Annotated in this window: 18 protein-coding genes; 15 read left to right on the top strand and 3 right to left on the bottom strand. The window is 37.0% G+C overall.

Annotation, left to right across the window (positions count from 1 at the left end; all coding sequences use genetic code 11):
- The first annotated feature begins 61 nt into the window (after positions 1 to 61).
- The 14 genes from J2W55_RS20265 (at position 62) to J2W55_RS20200 (ending at position 15,572) form a co-directional block, all read left to right on the top strand.
- Positions 62 to 1,366: a hypothetical protein gene (locus tag J2W55_RS20265; protein ID WP_310100090.1), complete on the top strand. Its 1,305-nt coding sequence runs from the start codon at positions 62 to 64 to the stop codon at positions 1,364 to 1,366.
- Positions 1,367 to 1,410: 44 nt separating this feature from the next.
- Positions 1,411 to 2,421 (top strand): glycosyl hydrolase, encoded by a 1,011-nt coding sequence (locus J2W55_RS20260; RefSeq protein WP_310100088.1) that lies wholly within the window; start codon positions 1,411 to 1,413, stop codon positions 2,419 to 2,421.
- Between the two features lie 67 nt (positions 2,422 to 2,488).
- Complete coding sequence (locus J2W55_RS20255) at positions 2,489 to 3,073, top strand: glycosyltransferase (protein ID WP_310100087.1); 585 nt, start codon at positions 2,489 to 2,491, stop codon at positions 3,071 to 3,073.
- A 54-nt stretch (positions 3,074 to 3,127) separates the two neighbouring features.
- Entirely contained in the window at positions 3,128 to 4,300 is a 1,173-nt protein-coding gene (locus J2W55_RS20250) for a glycosyltransferase (protein ID WP_310100086.1), read from the top strand.
- The gene (locus J2W55_RS20245) at positions 4,297 to 5,535 is read left to right on the top strand and encodes a glycosyltransferase family 4 protein (RefSeq protein WP_310100085.1); all 1,239 of its coding nucleotides are present in this window, start codon (positions 4,297 to 4,299) and stop codon (positions 5,533 to 5,535) included. The genes J2W55_RS20250 and J2W55_RS20245 overlap by 4 nt, the downstream gene beginning before the upstream one ends.
- A gap of 68 nt (positions 5,536 to 5,603) precedes the next feature.
- Positions 5,604 to 7,067 carry a lipopolysaccharide biosynthesis protein gene (locus tag J2W55_RS20240; RefSeq protein ID WP_310100082.1) on the top strand — a complete coding sequence of 488 codons (1,464 nt, stop codon included), beginning with the start codon at positions 5,604 to 5,606 and terminating at the stop codon, positions 7,065 to 7,067.
- A gap of 39 nt (positions 7,068 to 7,106) precedes the next feature.
- Positions 7,107 to 8,012, top strand: coding sequence for a glycosyltransferase family 2 protein (locus J2W55_RS20235; protein ID WP_310100079.1), 906 nt, complete (start codon positions 7,107 to 7,109; stop codon positions 8,010 to 8,012).
- Positions 8,013 to 8,061: 49 nt separating this feature from the next.
- A complete protein-coding gene (locus J2W55_RS20230) occupies positions 8,062 to 8,952 on the top strand; it encodes a glycosyltransferase family 2 protein (RefSeq protein WP_310100078.1) in 891 nt (296 codons plus the stop codon).
- A 36-nt stretch (positions 8,953 to 8,988) separates the two neighbouring features.
- Entirely contained in the window at positions 8,989 to 10,320 is a 1,332-nt protein-coding gene (locus J2W55_RS20225; protein WP_310100076.1) for a UDP-glucose dehydrogenase family protein, read from the top strand.
- Between the two features lie 271 nt (positions 10,321 to 10,591).
- Positions 10,592 to 11,965, top strand: a complete 1,374-nt coding sequence (locus J2W55_RS20220; RefSeq protein ID WP_310100064.1) for an undecaprenyl-phosphate glucose phosphotransferase — start codon at positions 10,592 to 10,594, stop codon at positions 11,963 to 11,965.
- A gap of 33 nt (positions 11,966 to 11,998) precedes the next feature.
- Positions 11,999 to 13,006 (top strand): D-glycero-beta-D-manno-heptose-7-phosphate kinase, encoded by a 1,008-nt coding sequence (gene rfaE1, locus J2W55_RS20215; protein WP_310100062.1) that lies wholly within the window; start codon positions 11,999 to 12,001, stop codon positions 13,004 to 13,006.
- A gap of 68 nt (positions 13,007 to 13,074) precedes the next feature.
- Positions 13,075 to 13,629: a D-sedoheptulose 7-phosphate isomerase gene (gmhA, locus tag J2W55_RS20210; RefSeq protein ID WP_310100060.1), complete on the top strand. Its 555-nt coding sequence runs from the start codon at positions 13,075 to 13,077 to the stop codon at positions 13,627 to 13,629.
- Positions 13,630 to 13,634: 5 nt separating this feature from the next.
- Entirely contained in the window at positions 13,635 to 14,153 is a 519-nt protein-coding gene (gene rfaE2 / locus J2W55_RS20205) for a D-glycero-beta-D-manno-heptose 1-phosphate adenylyltransferase (protein ID WP_310100057.1), read from the top strand.
- A 264-nt stretch (positions 14,154 to 14,417) separates the two neighbouring features.
- Positions 14,418 to 15,572: a glycosyltransferase family 9 protein gene (locus tag J2W55_RS20200; RefSeq protein WP_310100055.1), complete on the top strand. Its 1,155-nt coding sequence runs from the start codon at positions 14,418 to 14,420 to the stop codon at positions 15,570 to 15,572.
- An 83-nt stretch (positions 15,573 to 15,655) separates the two neighbouring features.
- Here the strand turns inward: J2W55_RS20200 and J2W55_RS20195 are convergent, their stop codons facing one another.
- On the bottom strand, positions 15,656 to 15,895 hold the full coding sequence (locus J2W55_RS20195; RefSeq protein ID WP_310100052.1) for a hypothetical protein: 240 nt from the start codon (positions 15,893 to 15,895) through the stop codon (positions 15,656 to 15,658).
- A 1,351-nt stretch (positions 15,896 to 17,246) separates the two neighbouring features.
- Between J2W55_RS20195 and J2W55_RS20190 the strand changes: the two genes are divergently transcribed.
- Complete coding sequence (locus J2W55_RS20190) at positions 17,247 to 17,588, top strand: helix-turn-helix domain-containing protein (protein ID WP_310100049.1); 342 nt, start codon at positions 17,247 to 17,249, stop codon at positions 17,586 to 17,588.
- 464 nt (positions 17,589 to 18,052) lie between these two features.
- Here the strand turns inward: J2W55_RS20190 and J2W55_RS20185 are convergent, their stop codons facing one another.
- Both J2W55_RS20185 and J2W55_RS20180 read right to left on the bottom strand, forming a co-directional pair.
- Positions 18,053 to 18,907 carry an ATP-grasp fold amidoligase family protein gene (locus J2W55_RS20185; RefSeq protein WP_310100046.1) on the bottom strand — a complete coding sequence of 285 codons (855 nt, stop codon included), beginning with the start codon at positions 18,905 to 18,907 and terminating at the stop codon, positions 18,053 to 18,055.
- A gap of 212 nt (positions 18,908 to 19,119) precedes the next feature.
- Entirely contained in the window at positions 19,120 to 21,153 is a 2,034-nt protein-coding gene (locus J2W55_RS20180) for a PAS domain S-box protein (RefSeq protein ID WP_310100042.1), read from the bottom strand.
- Between the last annotated feature and the right edge of the window lie 22 nt (positions 21,154 to 21,175).

Here is a 21,175-nt window from a genome sequence, read left to right as displayed (position 1 = left end):
TTTAGCTGAAAATACCATGTGAACTCTAAAGCCTTTAAATAACATTTACCATCTGTTAAGCATGATACATAGCCAGGCGTTATATGCCACTAAGAACGACACAGGGGCATTTGTGAAAAAATACGTCAACATCCTGATGCTATTTTTTCCAATTACGTCATTTGTTCTTGTACCTTCAATACCGGGCACTACAGTTATTACGGTGCTGTCAGGCCTGTTATTTTTTATTATTCCCCTGTCGCCTTTAAAAGAGGAAAAAAGGCAATTCTATTTAGAGCTCACTTACTTTTTTTGCCTGATAATGTTTTTAAGCATGGGGTCACAGTTCATCAACCTGGTAAGCCATGTAAAGCTAACGAGCGATTTGAAACTAATCAATAGAAATGATTTTACAAATACTTTCTATCGACCTTCGCATATAACCCAGTCTCTGTCACTTATAGCAGGCTTTGTGATATATGGCTACGTTAAGTATTTTTCTGATGAAACCGTTATCAAATATATTTACTGGGGATTGCGTTTGTTATGTTTTTACGGTTTGTATGAGTTTTTGCTATACGTGTTAACCGGCATAAACGGCGATTTTATGGTTAACCGCACAGTAGGGTATGGTAATAAATCGGCCTCATTATTTCAAACATTCAATTTAGGCGGAATTGGCTTAATGCGCCTGAAAGGATATACCGGCGAGCCTTCAATGTTTGTTTTTACGGTGTTTCCGTTTTGGGTTTTAACATTTGCATTAAAAAGGCGTTTTGATACGTACCTGCTGCTTTGTTGCCTGTTGCTTACGTTTTCAACCACCGCCTATTTTTTCATATTACTATTCATGGGATATTGGTTCATTTATAAAAGGCATTTTCAAATTTTCTTTTATCTGTGTATCTCTATTATAGTAATATGTTTTGTGCTGCAGTTAGACATGTTTCAGCACTTGCTTAATAATTTATATGATTTCATTTTCGCGGGAAAGATGGAGGGTGATAGTACTTCCTCGCGCGAAAGAGGAAAGAGTTTAATAAACCATATTCAATACTGGGCAAGCCTTAATGGCTTTAGCCAAGCGTTCGGAATTGGATTTGGCTATGTACGTTCAACAGATTTTTTTTCGACCCTGTTACCCAATAACGGGGTTATCGGGTTCCTTATTTTTACCTGGTTTGTGTTAAAGAATATGTGGCTTAAAATATCTGTACCTATACTGTCAACCTGTTACAGCCTGGGTTTGTTAATAGTTTATTTAATAATGATGGCATCTGTCCCCGAATTTGCCTACCCCTCATTATGGATATTCATCGCTTTGGGTTTTGTGCTCAAAAAAGCGACCGACGAGGTGCCTGAATTTAAACAGGCTTTAATAGACTAACAGTCTCCTTTAGCCTCCTTTCCCTTTTGTTTAAATTAATGATAATGTTAAAAGGTTTAAGCGTTACCTGTCTTGTTATTCTGTTAAGTTTCACAAGCACCATTGTAAAGGCCCAAAAGAAAACTAAGCCTTTTGTATGGGGGATAAACGGACATCCGCTAACACAGCGGGATTATAGCAATAACCTGGATGAACAAATAAACGCCATAAATGATCTCGGACTAACCAGCTACAGGTTTGATGTATTATTGGATAAGGACGGATACGCTAAAAAAGAACCATCCTTTATTGAAATTTTAAACCAGTTAAAAAAAAATAATATCTCAGCATTACCCGCCCTTATGCAAAGTGGACTAAAAAGCGAAAGTGTTGACTCAATATATCAAGCGGCTTACGGACAAGGGAAAAACTTTGGCATACGCTACGGTGATTATTTAACGGTAGTTGAAGTTAACAATGAGGGCGATAATAAAATAAGGTTACGTGACAATCCCGGTAAAGCAAAACAAGGAGCGTACGATACAGAAAAGGCAAAAAGGTTCATAGCGGGTATAAAGGGTTTTATTGACGGGTTAAAGTCGGTAAGGGCTGATATAAAAGTCACTTTGTCAGTTAGTTATATACACTACTATTATCTGCAGTTATTAAAAGACAATAATGTTAATTATGACATAATTGGTTGCCACTGGTATTCCAATATGGGTGATATTACCAGGGTTAAGCCAATGAACAGTAATGTATTATCATTTATAAGCCAAAGCTTTAATAAGCCAATTTGGATCACAGAATTTAATCAGTTCAAAGGTACTACAACAGTGAATTTCGCCAGACAGAACGAATATATTAACCAGAGTATACAAAAGATCATAGATCAGGGCATTATTGGCGGGTTTTTCATTTATGAATTGTTCGACCAGCCAAGTTTGAAAAAAAGGTATCCTTTAGAGGCTTGTTATGGGCTTATTTATAAAGATGATCTTGGTCAGTATACTAAAAAAGATGCTTATCAGGGTTATAAGCAAATAGTACAATACAACTCTTCTGCAGTTCATTAATAGTAAAATGGGATTTTATTTATTTGCATTTAATCTGATTGGGCAGAGAAGCTTTTTTAGAAATCCTTTGAATAGCTGTCAATGGTTATACCAGGTAGTTACCCAATACCTGCAAACAACAGGTTCTGGAATAAGCGAACTCGGAAAACGAAGGAGAGTTGGTTCATCGGGCATGTCAGTATCATACATTGCCCCCAGGAACAAAATAGATAATAACCGGATAGAAACAACCGAAAAAAAAGAAGACTTTTTTTTGCTGATAAGCACGATCGATCAGCAGGAGAATTTGAAAATATTGTTAAAAGCATTCTCATCAAAAAAGCTGAAGGCTTATAAATTGATCGTTGTAGCAAAGGAAAAAAGTAAGTCATTTAATTTAAGTGAATGGATAATATCTACCAATGTTACCCTAATCAATAGTTTTGACGAGGAGTTGGTTAATTATCTGTTTAAAAAAGCAAATGTGTTTATTAATTGCTCATTCAGTGATGTTTATAAGTCAGGTATCATTGAAGCCATAAACAATGATTGTTATCTATTGCTTTCGGACATCCCGGTTTTTAAAATGATCGCTAATGAAAAGGTAACATATTTTGATCCGCTTTCTGAAAGCTCAATTATCAATGCCGTTATATCAACATCAAAAAGATAGCATCCATTCATCGCTAACGGATTGTAATCAAAGTTTAAACTAATCTAACCATATATGAAAATAGCAATTGTGCATGATGACCTTGTACGCAAAGGTGGTGCAGAACAAGTAGCGTTAAGTTTTCACAATGCTTTTCCTGATGCACCTATTTATACCCTGGCATACGATGCAAATCACACTTATCCCGAGTTTAAAGACTGTGATATTAGAACAAGCTGGTTTGGCCAATTTATTAAGAGCGAAAAATACATGAAGCTCCTTTTTTATCCTATGGGAGTTTTAGCCATGCAGCAGTTAGATTTAACGGGTTATGATGTAATACTACAATCAACAACCCATTGCGCCAAGTATGTAAAAACGGCGCCCAACGCACTGGTAATAACTTATTGTCATAACCCTTTCCGTTTGGTATGGGACACAGAATCATATGCAAAAGTTAAGGAAGCCGGTAAAATTACCAGGGGTGTTTATGGCAAGGTTATTTCTATATTAAAAGAAATTGACAAAACCTCAGCAAAAAGGACAGATTGGTTTATTACTAATGCCCAGGAGGTGGTTCACCGTATTAAGCAGGCTTACGCTCCGAGTAATGAAATTGCTGTTATTAATCCGCCGGTAAAATGTCAGAATTTTTATGTGTCTAATTCGGTAGGTGATTATTATTTGGTTGTTTCGCGATTTGAATCTTATAAGAAGGTTGATCTGGTTATTGAAGCCTTTAATCAAATGCCCGATAAAAAATTAGTCATTGTTGGAAAAGGTTCCAGGGAAAAAGAAATAAAGGAAAACGCCGGGAATAATATCACCTTTTTAACTGGTTTGGATGCTGGTGACCTGGCAAAACTTTATGCTAACTGCAAAGCTTTTATTTTTCCGCAGCTGGAAGATTACGGAATTACTCCGCTTGAAGCCAACGCGTCGGGAAGGCCTGTTATAGCCTATGGCAAAGGCGGGGTTTTAGATACCATGATCCCCTTTAAAAGTGATTCGTTAAAATCCACCGCTGTATTTTTTGACGAACAAACTGTCCATGCGTTAAAAAACGCCATTGAACAATTTGAAAAATTAGAATTTGACCCCAATTTCCTTCGTGCACATGCCCAATCTTTTGATGAAAGCTGTTTTGTGGAAAAAATAAGATCATATGTATTGAATAAATATATGGCCAGAAAAAAGAGCGAGCCTATTATTATTAACATGGATGGGTCGTATAACAAAATTGCATGAAAATTTTACTTATAAACAGCTTTTATTATCCCTCATTTGTTGGTGGGGCCGAAATATCCGTTCAGCTGCTGGCCGAAGGTTTGGCAAAAGCTGGCAACCGGGTATATGTGCTCACCACTGGTCCTGCTAATAAAGTTTACCGTGTTAACAGGGTTACCGTAATAAGCTTAAAACAAAGAAATATATATTCTACCTATAACGGCGCCAGCAATGTGCCCGGGGTTTTTAAATCGTTATGGCATTTTATTGATAGCTGTAATATGTTTTATCATTTCAGCATTTCATCAATCCTTAAAAAAATAAGTCCTGACCTTGTTCATACCAATACTATACAAGGCCTTTCGCCTTTTATCTGGAAAACTATAAAAGACAATAAGATACCCCTGGTACATACCATGCGCGATTATTACCTGCTTTGTCATAAATGCAGCTTATTCAATAACTGTAAAAATTGTGAAACCTTATGTTTACCCTGTAAGATAACTAATAATATAAAAAGAAATTTTATGCCATATCCTGATCACTTTATTGGGATAAGTCAATATATATTGAACAAGCACAAAGCGTTTTTGCAGATACCAGACCAATTTAGCAATGTGGTATATAATGCAACCAAAAGTTTGGCCGGTGTACAAGGGAAGCCGGTTACTGAAAAAATACATTTCGGATATATAGGCAGAGTAGCAGAAGACAAGGGAGTTTCCTATTTGGTAAACGAATTGGTTAAACTGGATAGTAAACAAAAATCAACAGTGAAAATTCTATTTGCCGGTAAGGGCGATACCAAATTTATATCACAGCTTAGCGAGAAATTACAAGGCATTGAATATGAATTTATAGGTGTATCAAAACCCGCCGATTTTTATAAACAGATTGATATTTTGATAGTTCCGGCTTTATGGAATGAGCCTTTTGGACGAACGGTAATTGAATCGTTATCATATTCGGTGCCGGTTTGCCAATCAGACAGGGGCGGACTCAAAGAAATTTATGATCCTGAAAGCTCGTGGATCTATTCGCCCGACGAAGGGAGGCTTTCAGCACTGATAAGCTACATTTTAAGCAACAGAAGCGAGATAGCCAATAAAAAGAAAAATTGCGTTAAGCACGTCGAAAAATTTTCTGTGGATAGTTATATTAATAACCATCTGCAATTATATCAGCAGGTTACCTCTGTTAAATCAGCGCATCATAAACCGCGAACATATCCTGTTCTGTACAATCAATTGGATTGAATTTTAAAAATCAGCATAAGCCGGAATAAACAACATGATTATTTATCTAAAAACATATTTTAAATCAAATGGGTAGTGTACTTACTGAAACCGGTTCTGGTACGGATAAAAAGTTAGTCGCTTCTGGAATATTTTGGAATTTTATCCAGCTGATTATAAATCAATCCTTTAATTTCATTTTAAAGTTAGTACTGGCTAAGCTGCTGTTCCCAAGCGAATTTGGATTAGTAGGCATGGCAACGGTGTTCACCGGATTTGTACAGATACTTAATGATTTAGGAGTTGGTTCGGCACTTGTTCAGCGAAAGGATGAACACCTGCGTAACGAACATTATCACACGGCTTTCTGGACGGGAGTAGTTTGGTCAGTTTTATTATTCCTGATCATGAGTTTTGGTGTGGGGCCTTTAGCAGCGTTGTTTTATGACAAACCTATTTTAAAGACTATAGTTCCGGTACTCAGTATCGGTATTTTGGTGAGCCCGGTAAATCTTGTGCACAAAGCGCAACTTACCAAGCAAATGAATTTTAAAAAGCTGGCATTTATTGATAATACTTCAAATATAATTGTGGGCATTATAGCGCTTATCATGGCATTGAAAGGCGCTGGAGTATGGGCTTTGGTTTTTAACTCTGTTGGCAATGTGTTTTTAGCGATGCCATTGTTCTTTAAAGCCACAGGCTGGAAGCCGGCTTTTATAATGGACAAACAGGCTTTTAAAGAAGTTTTTGGTTTCGGCGTTTATACAACAGGGTCAAACATATTGAACTACCTCTATAATAACATAGACTATTTGCTGATAGGCAAACTTTTAGGGGCGTCGGCGCTGGGTGTATATACATTGGCATTTGTGCTTACAGATACCTTTAGGAGCAGATTAATGGCTGTTATTAATAATGTAATGTATCCCATATATGGCAAAAACCAAAACGATATAGCTTCGCTTAAACGATATTATCTTAAAGTAGTATTATTTAACTGCCTTTTTGTTTTTCCGGTAATGATTTTTTTTGTTGTAGATGGTAAGTACTTTATCATTAATGTGTTTGGTGCTAAATGGCAAGGAACTATTGCGCCCTTGCAAATATTATCTATTTCGGTAATGTTTCATATTTTGGTTAGCGGTAACACGTCTTTACTAAGAGGATTAGGTCGCCCTGGCCTGGAAATGAAACAGCAAATATTTAAAGCACTTGTATTTGTACCTTCATTAGCCTTAGGTATATATTATTATGGAATCACCGGCGCGGCCTGGGCTGTATTACTCAATAAAATTATAGTTGTTTTGGTAGCGCAGTATACCTTCAGCTACCTCATCCCTATAAAAATATCAATAATCGAATTTTGCATAGCTCTCAAAGCTCCCATCATCGCATCAGTGTGTAGCTTTACCATAACATATCTGTTAAACATTGCCGGCGTAAACTATATTATAAGTGGTATAGTGCTTTGTATCTGTTATTTTATAGTGATTTATTTGATGATGGGTAAGGAACTCAAAACCGTATTGGCAGGCTTGAGAAAAAGATAAGCAAAGACATCTTACCTCATTGTGATAATTAATTTATAAATGATCTCCGTAATTATTCCCTGCTATAATTGTGCGGGTTTTATAAACCGAAGTATTGATAGTGTGTTAAATCAAACCTATCAGGATGTTGAAATTATTTTGGTTAATAATAACTCAACTGATGGCTCTCATCAGATTTTACACAAATACAGATCTGAATTTCCTGATAAAATTTTTGTTTTTGATGAAGCAAAAAAAGGCGCTCCTGCTGCCAGGAATCATGGCCTCAACAAAGCCAGAGGTGAATGGATACAGTTTTTGGATGCTGACGACGAACTGCTTCCAGGCAAATTACAACAACAGTTTGAAATTGCTTCTAATACGGGTGCTGATTTAATTGCAGGCGCTTGTTTGCTTAAGTATAAGTTGAAAAATAAAATCAACGAAATAGTCAGACATGCCGATCCAGATATTTGGAGAGGATTGATCACATCCAATTTGGGTATAACAAGCTCAAATTTATGGCGTAAACGCGTGTTGCTTGATGTGAACGGATGGGATGAAACATTGAGCTCTTCACAGGAATATGATCTGCTTTTTCGCCTTTTAAAAAACAATGCAAAAGTGGCGGTTGATGATGCAGTGAATACAATAATTCATTTTTCTGATAACTCAATCTCCAAAAGCCGTGATAAGGAAAAACTGAAGCGAATATTAGAAAATCGCGTTAATTTAAGATTGAGAATAAAAAATGAACTGCGGGCATCAGGCATATTAACTCATCAGTTAGCACAAGCTGTTGATACTTACATTTATACCGAACTCACAAACAATTACTTTGCTATACCTGAATATGCAGATGATTTCATGAGAAAGCATCGCTTGGACGTTAAATACTCCAGGGTTATAAGCCTTAACACAAAGATGTTTTTAAAACATCTTTACGCGCAAATAGTCGCGTCATAAGCTATTTACCGCCTCAATACAACTGCCTTAAAAAAAACTTTAATTTATTATGAACAATAAAGAAGTGTCCATAATTATTCCCACTTATAAAGATTGGGATAGATTGTCATTATGTCTTAATTCGCTTAAGGAGCAAAGTTATAATCCCGAGCTTTTTGAGATTATAGTAGTAAATAACTATGCGGAAGACAAAATTCCTGCGGGTTACGATATTCCGCAAAACTGTAAAGTAATTACAGAGAAAACCCCGGGATCATATGCCGCCCGAAATACAGGCATTTCGTTGTCTACCGGTTCAATTATAGGTTTTACCGACTCAGACTGCATTGCTGATAAAGACTGGATTACAAATGCAGTGAAATTTTTGGAGAGTAATGACTGCGACAGGATAGCCGGCAGGATCAATCTGTATTATCATTCCAAAAAGCTTACTGAAGCTGAATTGTATGAAAAAATATATGCTTTTAATCAGGACATATATGTAAACCAGGACGGCACCGGTGTTACCGGAAACATGTTCAGTTACAGGCATGTTTTTGATAAAGTAGGATTATTTAGAGAGGACCTTTTATCAGGAGGCGACTATGAATGGTCAATAAGGGCGCGTGATGCCGGGTTTAAAATTGAATATGTAGATAATGCTGTAATTAATCATCCGGCCAGGCATAACTTAAGCGAATTAATAAGCAAAGCGAAACGTGTGGGCGGAGGGCAGGCAGGTTTTGGCAAACCAGAAGGCAAAAACAAGTTCAAATCAATTATAAATCTTATATATGATCTTAGGCCGCCGGTAAAAAGTATCCGGTTAATCCAAAAAAAAGGAAAAGATCTTCGGTTAGCAGAAAAGATCCTTGTGTTTTATATCAGGTATTATTTATCTGTTATTACTGCCCGCGAAAAATTCATGGTTAATCTGGGTAAGACCGCCCAGCGTAATTAAAAATCCACTGTTTATTCACTATAACTTTAAAAAACTATGAAAATCGCCATTATCGGAACTGGCTATGTAGGCCTTGTAACAGGAACATGTTTAGCAGAAACGGGAAACCAGGTAACCTGTGTTGATATTAATGAACAAAAAGTAACCATGATGCAGCAGGGACAGTTACCTATTTACGAACCCGGGCTTGAGTTACTTTTTCACCGTAACATAATCCAGGAACGATTATTTTTTACCAACAACCTTGCAAGCGCGATTGAAAACGCTCAAATCATATTTTTGGCCTTACCAACCCCTCCCGGTGAAAATGGTTCGGCAGACCTGAGTTACGTTTTAGGTGCAGCAAAGGATATCGCCCTACTAATTACCTCTTATAAAGTTATTGTTACTAAATCAACAGTACCTGTAGGCACTGCAGATAAGGTAAGCGCGGTGTTTGAACAATATACAGATGTGGAAGTTGCAGTTGTATCAAACCCCGAATTTTTAAGAGAAGGGGTTGCAGTAGAAGATTTTATGAAGCCTGACCGTATTGTTGTAGGAACAACAGATGAAAGGGCCCGCAGGTTAATGAGTGAGCTTTATGCCCCTTATGTGCGGCAAGGGAATCCGGTTATTTTTATGGATGAACGATCATCGGAATTAACCAAATATGCCGCGAATTCATTTTTGGCCACCAAGATCTCTTTTATGAATGAGATAGCCAATTTATGCGAGTTAGTAGGTGCCAACGTAGATATGGTGAGGCTTGGCATAGGCTCTGACGATCGTATTGGAAAGCGGTTTTTATTTCCGGGTATTGGCTATGGAGGCAGTTGCTTTCCTAAGGATGTACAGGCGCTTGCAAGGTCTGCCGAAGATAATCAGTATGATTTTAAGATACTGAATTCGGTAATGGAGGTAAATGCTATCCAAAGGAAGGTATTTGTGGAAAAGCTAAAAAAATATTATGGCGGCAATATTGAAGGTAAGGTATTTGCTTTGTGGGGACTTGCATTTAAACCCGAAACTGATGACATACGTGAGGCGCCTGCCTTATATGTAATAGACGAATTGCTTAAAGGCGGTGCAAAAATTGTTGCTTATGATCCTGAGGCTATTAATAACGTTAAATATCTTATTGGCGTCAAAATTTCTTATGCAGATGATCATTATGAAGCGCTACAAGGCGCCGACGCTCTGTTAATCCTTACAGAATGGAGCACATTCCGCACGCCCGACTTTGATTTGATGGAAACGCTGTTAAAGCATAAAGTGATTTTTGATGGGCGTAACCTATATGATCTGGACAAAATGATTGACCGTGGATTTTATTACAATAGTATAGGCAGACAGGTGGTCAATCAGTCAGAAAAGAAGACCGCTTAAATCTGGTTATTAAGTTAAACCATAACTGATTGCACAAAAGCAACACACTATTTCTCAGTTTTATACATTATTTACCCATTGATTTAATTCGGCCTGTTTTAAGCGGTGTAAATTGTATTATTGTTAAGTATTTAAGCTAATGATTAATATAATCATAAACGATGGATAGAGATATTATCAGTTTGTGAATTAATAGTATAGTTATACTACTAATAATAAGTCGTTTTTTTTAAATTATTCAAATCATAACATACATTAAATTAAAATCACTATGAAAACACGCTACTTATACCTGATTTATTTAATTATGTCGGTTACTGATCTGCTGGTCGTCAATTTGTCATTCTTGGCAGTCAATAGTTTCTTTAATTTAAAACCGAACAATGATATGAGTGCACTGATAGTTGCTAACTATCTTTGGATACTTGCCACAATGGTTTTTGGACTATATACCAGTAAGTTCAAACATAAGCTGGATGATATATACAGATTAACCATTAAAAGCTTTATGCTGTACACCGTATTGTTTTTTTCATATGTGCTGTTAGCTAAAGATCTTCATATACCAATTAGCATACTGGTGATCTTTTATGGCTTATTGCTTTTGGGCTTACTATCTAACAGGTTTGTAGGTTCGGCTTTTGAAAAAAGCCTGAAAAAGCACTTTAGGATTACCAGGCCTGTTGCAATTATTGGGTTAAACTCAATGGGGTTACGCCTGGCCGGGTTCTTTCAGGACAGTAATAGCCATTTTGCTTTTGAAGGTTTTTTAAATCAGGAAAATAATTCATATCTGGATAATTCAGGCAAAATTTTGCCGGCCATATTAGAGCAGATGAATTCAGCTGCCAAAAGCGGTATAAAAGATATATATGTTTCACTTGCACCTGAAAGGATCAGAGAGTATGATTTTTTACAAAAAGAGGCCGAAAAGCATTGCCTGCGTTTAAAGCTTGTTCCTGATATATCAAATTCAATGACCAATAGACTAAAGCTTAGCTATATGGGTGAGTTTGCTGTGTTAAGCACAAGGAACGAACCTTTAGAGGAGGTAGAGAACAGGTTTAAGAAAAGAGTGTTCGATATCTTGTTCAGCTCATTGGTTATCATATTTATATTAAGCTGGCTGTATCCAATAATTGGCTTAATTATAAAAATACAGAGCCCGGGCCCTGTATTGTTTAAACAATTAAGGAGCGGAAAGGACAATGGTTCATTTTTATGTTATAAGTTCAGGAGCATGAAAATGAATGATCAGGCTGATAAACAGGCTACAAAAGACGATGACAGGATCACTAAAATCGGTCGCTTTTTGCGAAAAACAAGCCTTGATGAATTACCGCAGTTTTTTAATGTGCTACTGGGAGATATGAGTGTTATTGGTCCGCGCCCGCATCCTTTAAATATGACTAAGGAATACAGCGAAATAATAAATCAATACATGGTTCGGCACTTCTTAAAATCAGGAATAACCGGCTGGGCTCAGGTAAATGGTTACAGGGGCGAAACAAAGGATCCAATTTTGATGCAGAAAAGGGTTGAGTTTGATATTTGGTATCTGGAAAACTGGTCGATGTGGCTTGACCTGAAAATAATTTATATGACAGTTGCCAATATTATAAAAGGCGAAGACAACGCATATTAATCTGATTTCTTAACAAAAACTACCTTGTACAAAATGAACACAGATACGCTGAATTATATTCAATTATCAACAAAAAAGCCAACTATTCTTGTTATAGGCGACCTCATGGTAGATCATTACATATGGGGTAATGCCACCAGGCTTTCTCCCGAAGCGCCGGTACCGGTGGTTAACGTAAATAGTGAATCAGTCACATTAGGAGGTGCGGGTAATGTGGTGCAAAACCTGATCTCGCTTGGCGCGCAGGTAACCGTTGGCGGTGTAATTGGCAATGATGCCACAGGTAACCAGCTTATGAGGTTATTGACAGATGAAGGAACTGAGATTGATGCCGTTATCAAAGAAAACAGCAGAACAACAACAGTGAAAACCCGGGTACTGGTAGGGAATCATCAATTGGTGCGGCTGGACAGGGAAATAACGGATGCACTACCTTCAGACATTGAAAATGAATTGATAGATAAGGTAACCGCTTATATAGATACCGCAGATCTGGTAGTTTTATCTGATTATAATAAAGGATTATTCTCGCCTCAATTAACACAACAAATTATAACAACTGCTGTGCGTATGGGTAAGAGGGTTATAATTGACCCCAAAGGGACTAATTTTGAAAAATACAAAGGCGCATATATTATTAAACCCAACCGAAAGGAATTGGCTGAAGCAGTAAAACTGGATCAGATAAATTCAATGGAGAGTTTAAAACATGCTGCCGATATTATTCTGGAACAAACCGGGGCCGAATATCTTGTAGTCACACTGTCGGAGCAAGGTATGGTGATCCTGGGTAAACATAACCAGGTTGCGTTACCTGTAAAAGCGACTGAAGTTTTTGATGTTACCGGCGCCGGCGATACTGTTTTATCAACCATGGCTTATTTCCTGGCTATGGGGCTTAGTCTGGAAGACGCCTGCGAACTGGCTAATCACGCTGCAGCCATTGTAATACGCCATTTAGGCAGTGCTACTACCACAGTAGCCGAAATTATTAAGGATATTGCTGAAAGTGAAGAGCAAAGATTAAAGGCATCTGTCTAAAATTCGCGGCTTGCAATGCCGCAAACACAACATAATCAACCTGAATCTTAATTACTAATATCAGCCCAATGGTTTTAGAAGAACTTAATGAGCATTCCATTACTATAAAGAAAGTTGTAGAAGTACTTATTGCCGATATTGAGGCGGGTAGTGAACTTATTAGCAGCACCATTAAAAATGGAAATAAAGTACTGCTTGCCGGAAACGGTGGCAGCGCCGGCGATGCCCAGCATATTGCTGCTGAATTAACAGGTCGCTTTGTTAAGGAGCGCAAGCCTTTACCGGGTATAGCGTTAACAACCGATACGTCTGCAATTACAGCAATAGCCAATGATTACGGTTATGAGCATGTTTTTTCAAGGCAATTGGAAGCATTTGCGCAGCCGGGCGATCTCTTCATAGGCATTTCTACCAGCGGAAACAGCATGGGAATTATAAATGCCATTCAATCAGCCAAAAATTTAAATTGCAAAACTATCGGATTGACGGGTAAAGATGGTGGTAAGATGAATGGTATGTGCGATGTGAATATTGTTGTTCCGTCAGACACAACAGCACGTATCCAGGAAATGCATATATTAATTGGTCACATATTTTGTAAAGCCGTTGATGCCTTGTTTTAGCCTTTATGAAAATTGACTTTGAACAAATATTGCTGGATAAGATACGGGATGTTAACTCGCTGAAAATTAGGTTGCAAGGTTGGCAGAGCGAAGGCAAAAAGGTTGTTTTTACTAATGGTGTGTTTGATTTGCTGCATATTGGGCACCTTACTTACCTTTCAAAGGCAGCAAGTTTAGGCGATAAACTTATTATTGGGCTCAATGCTGATGCTTCAGTTAAGCGTATTAAGGGCGAAAGCCGGCCTGTTAATGATCAAAACAGTCGGGCGGTATTACTGGCTTCAATGTTTTTTGTGGATGCTGTAACCATATTTAATGAAGATGACCCGCTTAATTTAATAAATGACCTTATGCCCGATATCCTGGTTAAAGGAGCCGATTATTCAATAGATGGTATAGTTGGTGCCAAAGAAGTTATAGCCAATGGGGGCGAGGTAAAAACAATTGATTTTATTAGCGGCTATTCATCCACATCAATAATTGAAAAAATCCGGAATCAAATTCCTAACCAGTCGGTCAAATAAAATGCCAGGCAGCTTGCTCAAGTTTGCCCCTCTGAATCATATTCTGTTGTTTGCCGCCAAGGCAATTCAAAGGAATATTAAATTCAAGCATTTAAAGTAAATTCTTGGTAATCCAATTGAATTTACCGTCCTCTCTTTACTCCCTGCAAAGAATCACAAAAACGAGCTGATTAGGCTTCGATAATCTTTTGTAATTCATCTCCCTTTACAACTTATCCGCCATTTCAGTTCATGGATAAAAAAATATTATAAAAACACCTTACGATGAAAGATATACAATACAGATTTTATCCTAACATGCCTGTGAGGACATTAAAAAGAATTAAGCTTATTGATAAGGTGTTATACTCCGTATGGAAAAGAAAAGATAAAAAACCGGCCGCTCAAAATTTTGATGAGATAACCATTATCCAGCTTGCCCATATCGGTGATATGATACTTATGCTGCCTGCTTTAAAAACACTCAAATCTGTCACCAATTACCATATCAATTTATTGGTGAGCAGCCAGAATTTTACTATTGCGAGCCGTTTAAAATTCATCGATTCGGTAACAGTTGCGGATGCTCCTTATTTCGCAAGAAATAAAAAGGTATCCTACTTAAGTTACATCAGTCAGTTAAATAAAATATCAACCGGTTTAATATATGACGTGCGGGGCGATCTGCGAAATAACTTTTTCATTAGTTTCTTTACCCGCAAAAAATTATTTGCCGGTTATGATGTTGGGGGCGGTGGCGCTTTATTAGATGTGGTTTTACCATTTGAACCAGAAGGACACGTTTCGGGCTTGTTTAACCCTCTTTTTAATTATTTAAAATTAACGCCGAAGAATTTAGCTGACTATTGGAACGAGGAGGATATGCCATATGATACAATAACAGACCATGTTTTTCCCCCGCGTTTTATGGCGGTTCATCTTGGTACAGGGGCTCAGGCCCGGAAATGGCCGGTTGAGTTTTTCATAGAAACAATTGCCGCGCTATCAAAGGAAATACCTGTTTATGTTTTAGGTATAAATCAGGATCTAACCGTTGAGCAGCATAATATAATTTCGGCAATGCCAAATGTGGTTTCGTGTATTGGTAAATATTCCATTCTCCAGTCTATTTATGTGTTAAAAAACTGTAGTTTGTTTTTGGGCCTGGATTCGGGTTTTTCGCATATAGCCGCCTTGCTGAAAAAAAAGGTTATTGTACTGTTTAGCGGTACTGTAAATAAAAGCGTATGGAAACCTTTTAGCTTTTTTGAAGATCAGGTGGTGCTGCTGAATCATGAGGTTGCATGTAATTTGAGCACAGGCTGCGGCAAGCTGGTGTGTGAAGATAATATCTGTATGAAGCAAATTGCGCCGGCTGTGGTTATTAGCAGGCTTAAAATGGCATTAAATGAATTGGGAGCTTACCCGATAATAACTTAAGGGTATATGAAAGGGCTGTTGGGTGTGCAGATGTAATAGCCAGAATACAGCTGATTGATTTATTTACTGTTTAAATTATTGTTCTATTGTGAACTGATCGCATTGATCTGATTTAGCAATGAATCTAAATGGTGATGGTAATCTTTAAAATTTACCTCTGCCTTTTCAATTGCCATAATAAGAGCTTCAAGTTCAATTTTTACAGCCTGGTGCTTGGTGAAGCCATTGATTACGCAGATATCATCTTTAAAATAACTTATAAAGTTAGGGCTGGGTGTGGCCGAAAGCTCGCTTCTCAGATTGTCAATTTTAATTTTTTCCAATCTGATCAAATTTAAGACTTCCACATTCTTATGGCATCTGATAATATTTTGGGCCCGTTTTTTTTGTCTGTTGATCATTCTTTCAAACTATGCTAACAGTAATACAATTAAATGTTGGTCTTGATAAAAAGATCAAACAAAATATAGTTGATTGATATTAATTATTAATTAACATATTACGTAAAAATCCAATGAATAGTTACGTTAATTTCATATAAAATTTATTTTTTTGTCAATATTCTTTAAAAAAAATAAATCCCTGGTATTTTGCCAATCGCGTTCATCCGTATCATAATTATATAGACTATTCAAATGGGTAATAGCTGCTATTATTAACCTTTTTATTACCAGTTTATTACTTGTACAAATGAATTTAACTTTGTCTAAGATGAGGTTCTTTTATGAAGTAATAGTGAATAAATTTCAAACACGGAACCGAAAAAACAATCCTCGTTTCTAAAAATTGCATACCCCTCGCTTTACATACTCAGCAAATTTGTTGGTATAATCCTTCCTTTAAACTCCTGCTTGCCATATCGGTAAACACCTAACAATTCTGATGTCTTTTTAAGAGGATAAATTAAATAATAGTTAATTTTATAACCTCATATTACGTTTATATCCTGGCCTACAAAATTACAACTTATTTGTGTAATCGTTGTTATTCATTCAAGTGTTAAAAGAACCCCCTGCTTGTAAATTTTATTATAAAAAACGCTTAAAACGGTGGTTTTGAATGGCCTACGAATTTTAACTTAGAAAAACTATTGTCAGATCAACATTTAAAAAATAATGAATGGATTAGTGATCTTTTTATTATGAATGTATGTGATCTCGATTACAAAATAGCTCTTGTTACCAATTGCATCCCAAACTCTACTTCAAATTTCACAGATCAATTTAATAAGCCGGTTTAATAGCTATGATAGCTAAATATATGGCCGGCTGGAAAGATCAAATTCCAGGTATCTTGTAATTGCCTTTATAGTTATTTCAAGTGCTTAAGCATAGCATTAAGGGCTATCAAGATTAAGTTTCATAACTTGCTCATTTTATTTAAAAGAAATGAATAATTGGTTGGTTCCTATTAAATAAATATATGTTAAATTTTAATTCGTTGTTTATCAGGGACAACGGATGTATATCAGGTTGTGAAACTTTGTATAAACATTGAACAAATGGTGTTAAAAAGTGTTATAAAACTCATGTCGAATGTTTAGTGAGCCATTCTGCGGGCTTGTAAATAAATGGTATTATATATTGGACAACAAATTATTTCCATAATCTACCCTCAACGGAAATTTGAATGGATTTAATAATATTTTTCGTCTATTTATGTTATTTTAGTAATATGAAAACAATTGGACAAAAGATCAAATATCTACGTTATCAGCGGGGGATGAGCCAGGGTGATGTCGCAAAGCGTATTGATATTTCTATTTTGGCTTTGTCAAAGATTGAAAATGGAATAACTGATATTAACTTATCAAAACTTGAAAGGATCGCAGCATTATTTGAAATGTCTATAATTCAGCTAATTACATTAGAAGATGTTAAACAAGATCCACCACAGCATATGACTGAATTGGAGACGGCCAATAGGCTTTTAATGGATCATGAGGCTGAAATTATTGATCTCCAAAAAAAAATAATTGAGCTGTTTGAAGCACTGCGGCACTCAAAAACGGCGTAGGACGTCTACATATTTAAGAAAAGCTTTTTTCTAAAAGAACCCCAATTGTCAATAAGTCCAACACCATAATTTAGATAAAAAATAAAGGGAGATAGCACCCCTGCTAATCTCCCAACTATTAATTAAAATAACCCCTTAAGGAATTATTATTTTATAGGAACAATATGTGTGCCTAATTTGCATATTAATATAATTATTATAAATATGTTAAAATTTGATAGTTTTTTTGGATATAATTGATATTTATTGAAATATTATAACGCATTTATTCTTATTAGTTGTTTGTTTTTTTGCAGTGTGTTTTCATATCTGTTTTTGTTAGTTCACAATTTAGTACACGTTATAGTACACATTAATGCCATAACAGACACTACCTCCTAAAACAGCGCGCAACACCCCGACTAATTTTGTAACCAATTGTAAAGAGAGAGTGATTAGCTAACCGGCCAGTTGGGTTAAATTCGCTAAATATAGCCACAGCAATATTTATCCCAATATCTGATCATCAGTTTTTTACCAAAGCTTGTAAAATTCATTCCCATTGATGGGGTAGGGGTAAATTCACCAAAAACGCAGCCCTTTGAGGTTGCATATAAATCAATCCGCACAAACATGTCGTAGCTTTTACTTAAAGTTTTTGCTGTTTCAACCATCTCTTTAAAACAAGCAGGCGCTTTCTGGTTAGCGATGGGCGGATAATTGAATTGTACCTTTTTTAATTGATTCCAGTTTTCGTCATAAAAAGTACCATATCCGCTTTTAGGGCTTAATCTGTTTATGGCATACAAACAAGCTATTTCGCCATTAAAACAATAAAATTTATAATCGGTAGGTATCGTATATAGTCCATCTTCAGTTTTTAAAAACTCTTCAATTAAAAACTCGAGGGATTGGTTTTTAGTTATCTCTCTTTTTAAGATAGCTTTTATTTCGTCATGCTGATAGTGCTTTTTATCAAAAAGGTTTTGCCCATTATCCATAACAAAAACCAAATTGCAGGAATGCCCTACAGTAGGGCGAATAACGTAATAGGGAGGGAGTTTCGAAAAATCGATGGTTTCAATATCGGCACCTTTCCAATACAGATCCGGTACCTGGCAACCGTGCATCTTGGCGAATTCCCGGGCGTTATATTTATTGCTTAACCTTCTTTGCCAGTACGGAGCAGCTTTCCATTTTTCAATGCTGTCATTTTGGCTCATTGGAGTATTTCTGATGTGCTCTGCTTCAGAATCAAGCCAAAATGTTTCGTACCTCTTCTTTATTCTTTTTGAAAATTGACCACTATTTCTCAAATGATGAACAAGACGATTTAACATATTTAGGTTTTTAATCAACATAAAATTACCAATGAGCAATTCAGAAAAAGTTTCCTTATACAAAGTACGATGGTAACAATGTTAAAACAGAAGTTTAGTAATAAATGTATACTAAAATGTGAAATATGTGTATTGCGGAAAATGATAAGAAACGCAGTATATCGAGCTGCAAATCCTGGAAGAGGAAACATGACAAAATTCCAGTACGCAAGTTAATTTACCGGGATTTCAAAAAAGAAAACAGAGCCCTTTCCCGGTGTGCTTTCTACCCATAGCTCACCCTGATGACGGTTAACTATCTCTTTGCAAATATATAAGCCAATGCCTAACCCTGATATATGAGAGGCCAGTTCTTCAACCCGGTAAAACCTGGAGAAAATGTGCTCCCATTGATCTTGTGATATGCCAAGGCCAAAATCCTGTACCATAACACGCACCGAGTTATCGTTTAATACCACTTTTACATTTACCTGGTCAGCCTCAGGCGAATATTTTATAGCGTTTGAGATCAGGTTGATCAATACTTGTTCTATACGCTGTTTATCTGCTGAAATTATCAACGGTCCAATTTCCTGCTGCAAAACAATCCTGTGCGATTTGGTTGAATACTGCATTTGTTCAATTACCTCCTGTATCAGGTGGCGGAACTCAAATGAAGAATAGGTGAGCGGTAGTTGACCTGTTTCAATTTTAGAAACATCCAGCAAATCAGAAAGCAGTCCGGATAGTTTGCCAATTTGAAGCAATGCCTTTTCAATAAAAGACTTGTTCTGGTCGTTGTCTGGTAATCTTTTATTGATAATTTGAAGGTATCCGCTTAAACTGGTGATAGGTGTTTTTAATTCATGGCTGGCCAAACCTATAAATTCATCCTTTTTGGCATTTAGTTTTTGTACCTGTTCATATAATTTAGCATTATCAAGTGTAATGCCTGCATGATTGGCTATACCAGCAACCAAACTCTCATGTGCTTTTGTAAACTTTGCAGGCTTCGGATGGCCATAGAACAAGCCGCCTACTATCTTTCCTGATTTGGAAATTACAGGGATGGCCATATAGCTGGCAACAGGCAAATACCCGGCTGCCATGCTGTGAAAAGGCGTATTTGTGTGATATTCCGGATATTTGGTAACATCATCTACCCTTATGATATGCTCCACATTAAAAGCAGAAGGGAACTCGGTTACATTGTTAGGTATAATAAACTGTTTAAGGGTTTCCTTTTGCTGACCCGACAAGACGTAAAGCATAATGGACTCCTCGTTTTCATTCAACTGATTGTAAAAGAAAGCGCCACAGCTTGCGCCGGTAATTTGAGTAGTGGTGTCAATCACTCTCTGCAATATTTCCTGAACATCAAGGCTGCCAGAGATTGCTTTGCCCACGTCATTTAATGCTTCAAGGTTGTCGGCATAGCGTTGCAAGCTTTCCTCCGCTGTTTTTTGACGAACTATATTACGAACGATTTTAGAGGCACCTATGATGCGCCCTTTTGTATTTTTGATGGGAGATATGGTTAAGGATACCGGGATTTCAGCGCCGTTTTTGGTTACCCTTATTGTTTCATAATGCTCTACCCTTTTACCGCTCCTGATCTTTCCGAGAATCACCTGTTCTTCTTGCTGGCGATCGCCGGGAATCAGCAAGGTAACTGATTTTCCCACAATTTCCCGGTCTTCATAACCAAACATTTGCTTTGCAGCATCATTCCAGCTGGTAATTATCCCGTTTAATGTTTTGCTGACAATGGCATCTTCTGAAGATTCAATAATGGCTGCCAGCATTGCCTGTTTAGCTTCGCCAATTCGTTGTTCGGTCACATCAATCAGGGTATTCACCGCGCCGCTTAGGTGGCCTTGTTCATCAAAAAGCGGAACCGGGCAAGGTTGTACATTTACCCTTGTACCATCAGGTCGTTCAATGATGATTTCTTCGCCCTCTATGGCTACTCCCTCCTTTAAGGTACGGGCCATTGGGCAGTCGTCAAGCAGGAGTGGTTCTCCGTCCGGATTAAATATTTTCCAAGAGCCACACCAAAGGTCTTTGCCTATTTCCGGTGATCTTCCCCAAAGTTTTTCTGCTGCTTTATTAAATGAGGTGATGTACCCGAGCCGGTCGCAGGTATAAATAGCAACGGGTAAATTATTATATAGTTGGTCATTCAATTGATTGTGTTCCTGTGTTTGGGGTAACTTTATTTTTTCCGGTAACGGTTGAAGTATTCCGGAGAGATGTTCATGTGCCATAAGGAGGCAACATCAAATTTAA

This window comes from Mucilaginibacter pocheonensis, from assembly GCF_031456535.1.
Classification (GTDB): domain Bacteria; phylum Bacteroidota; class Bacteroidia; order Sphingobacteriales; family Sphingobacteriaceae; genus Mucilaginibacter; species Mucilaginibacter pocheonensis.
This window is presented reverse-complemented; position numbering and strand designations above follow the sequence as displayed.

Bases quoted from the DNA above. Each gene is read 5' to 3' on its own strand.
- J2W55_RS20185 (WP_310100046.1), bottom strand. From the start codon at position 18,907: ATGTTAAATCGTCTTGTTCATCATTTGAGAAATAGTGGTCAATTTTCA.
- J2W55_RS20245 (WP_310100085.1), top strand. From the start codon at position 4,297: ATGAAAATTTTACTTATAAACAGCTTTTATTATCCCTCATTTGTTGGT.
- J2W55_RS20220 (WP_310100064.1), top strand. From the start codon at position 10,592: ATGAAAACACGCTACTTATACCTGATTTATTTAATTATGTCGGTTACT.
- J2W55_RS20240 (WP_310100082.1), top strand. From the start codon at position 5,604: ATGGGTAGTGTACTTACTGAAACCGGTTCTGGTACGGATAAAAAGTTA.
- J2W55_RS20180 (WP_310100042.1), bottom strand. From the start codon at position 21,153: ATGGCACATGAACATCTCTCCGGAATACTTCAACCGTTACCGGAAAAA.
- J2W55_RS20235 (WP_310100079.1), top strand. From the start codon at position 7,107: ATGATCTCCGTAATTATTCCCTGCTATAATTGTGCGGGTTTTATAAAC.
- J2W55_RS20225 (WP_310100076.1), top strand. From the start codon at position 8,989: ATGAAAATCGCCATTATCGGAACTGGCTATGTAGGCCTTGTAACAGGA.
- J2W55_RS20265 (WP_310100090.1), top strand. From the start codon at position 62: ATGATACATAGCCAGGCGTTATATGCCACTAAGAACGACACAGGGGCA.
- J2W55_RS20190 (WP_310100049.1), top strand. From the start codon at position 17,247: ATGAAAACAATTGGACAAAAGATCAAATATCTACGTTATCAGCGGGGG.
- gmhA (WP_310100060.1), top strand. From the start codon at position 13,075: ATGGTTTTAGAAGAACTTAATGAGCATTCCATTACTATAAAGAAAGTT.
- J2W55_RS20260 (WP_310100088.1), top strand. From the start codon at position 1,411: ATGTTAAAAGGTTTAAGCGTTACCTGTCTTGTTATTCTGTTAAGTTTC.
- J2W55_RS20230 (WP_310100078.1), top strand. From the start codon at position 8,062: ATGAACAATAAAGAAGTGTCCATAATTATTCCCACTTATAAAGATTGG.
- rfaE1 (WP_310100062.1), top strand. From the start codon at position 11,999: ATGAACACAGATACGCTGAATTATATTCAATTATCAACAAAAAAGCCA.
- J2W55_RS20200 (WP_310100055.1), top strand. From the start codon at position 14,418: ATGAAAGATATACAATACAGATTTTATCCTAACATGCCTGTGAGGACA.
- rfaE2 (WP_310100057.1), top strand. From the start codon at position 13,635: ATGAAAATTGACTTTGAACAAATATTGCTGGATAAGATACGGGATGTT.
- J2W55_RS20250 (WP_310100086.1), top strand. From the start codon at position 3,128: ATGAAAATAGCAATTGTGCATGATGACCTTGTACGCAAAGGTGGTGCA.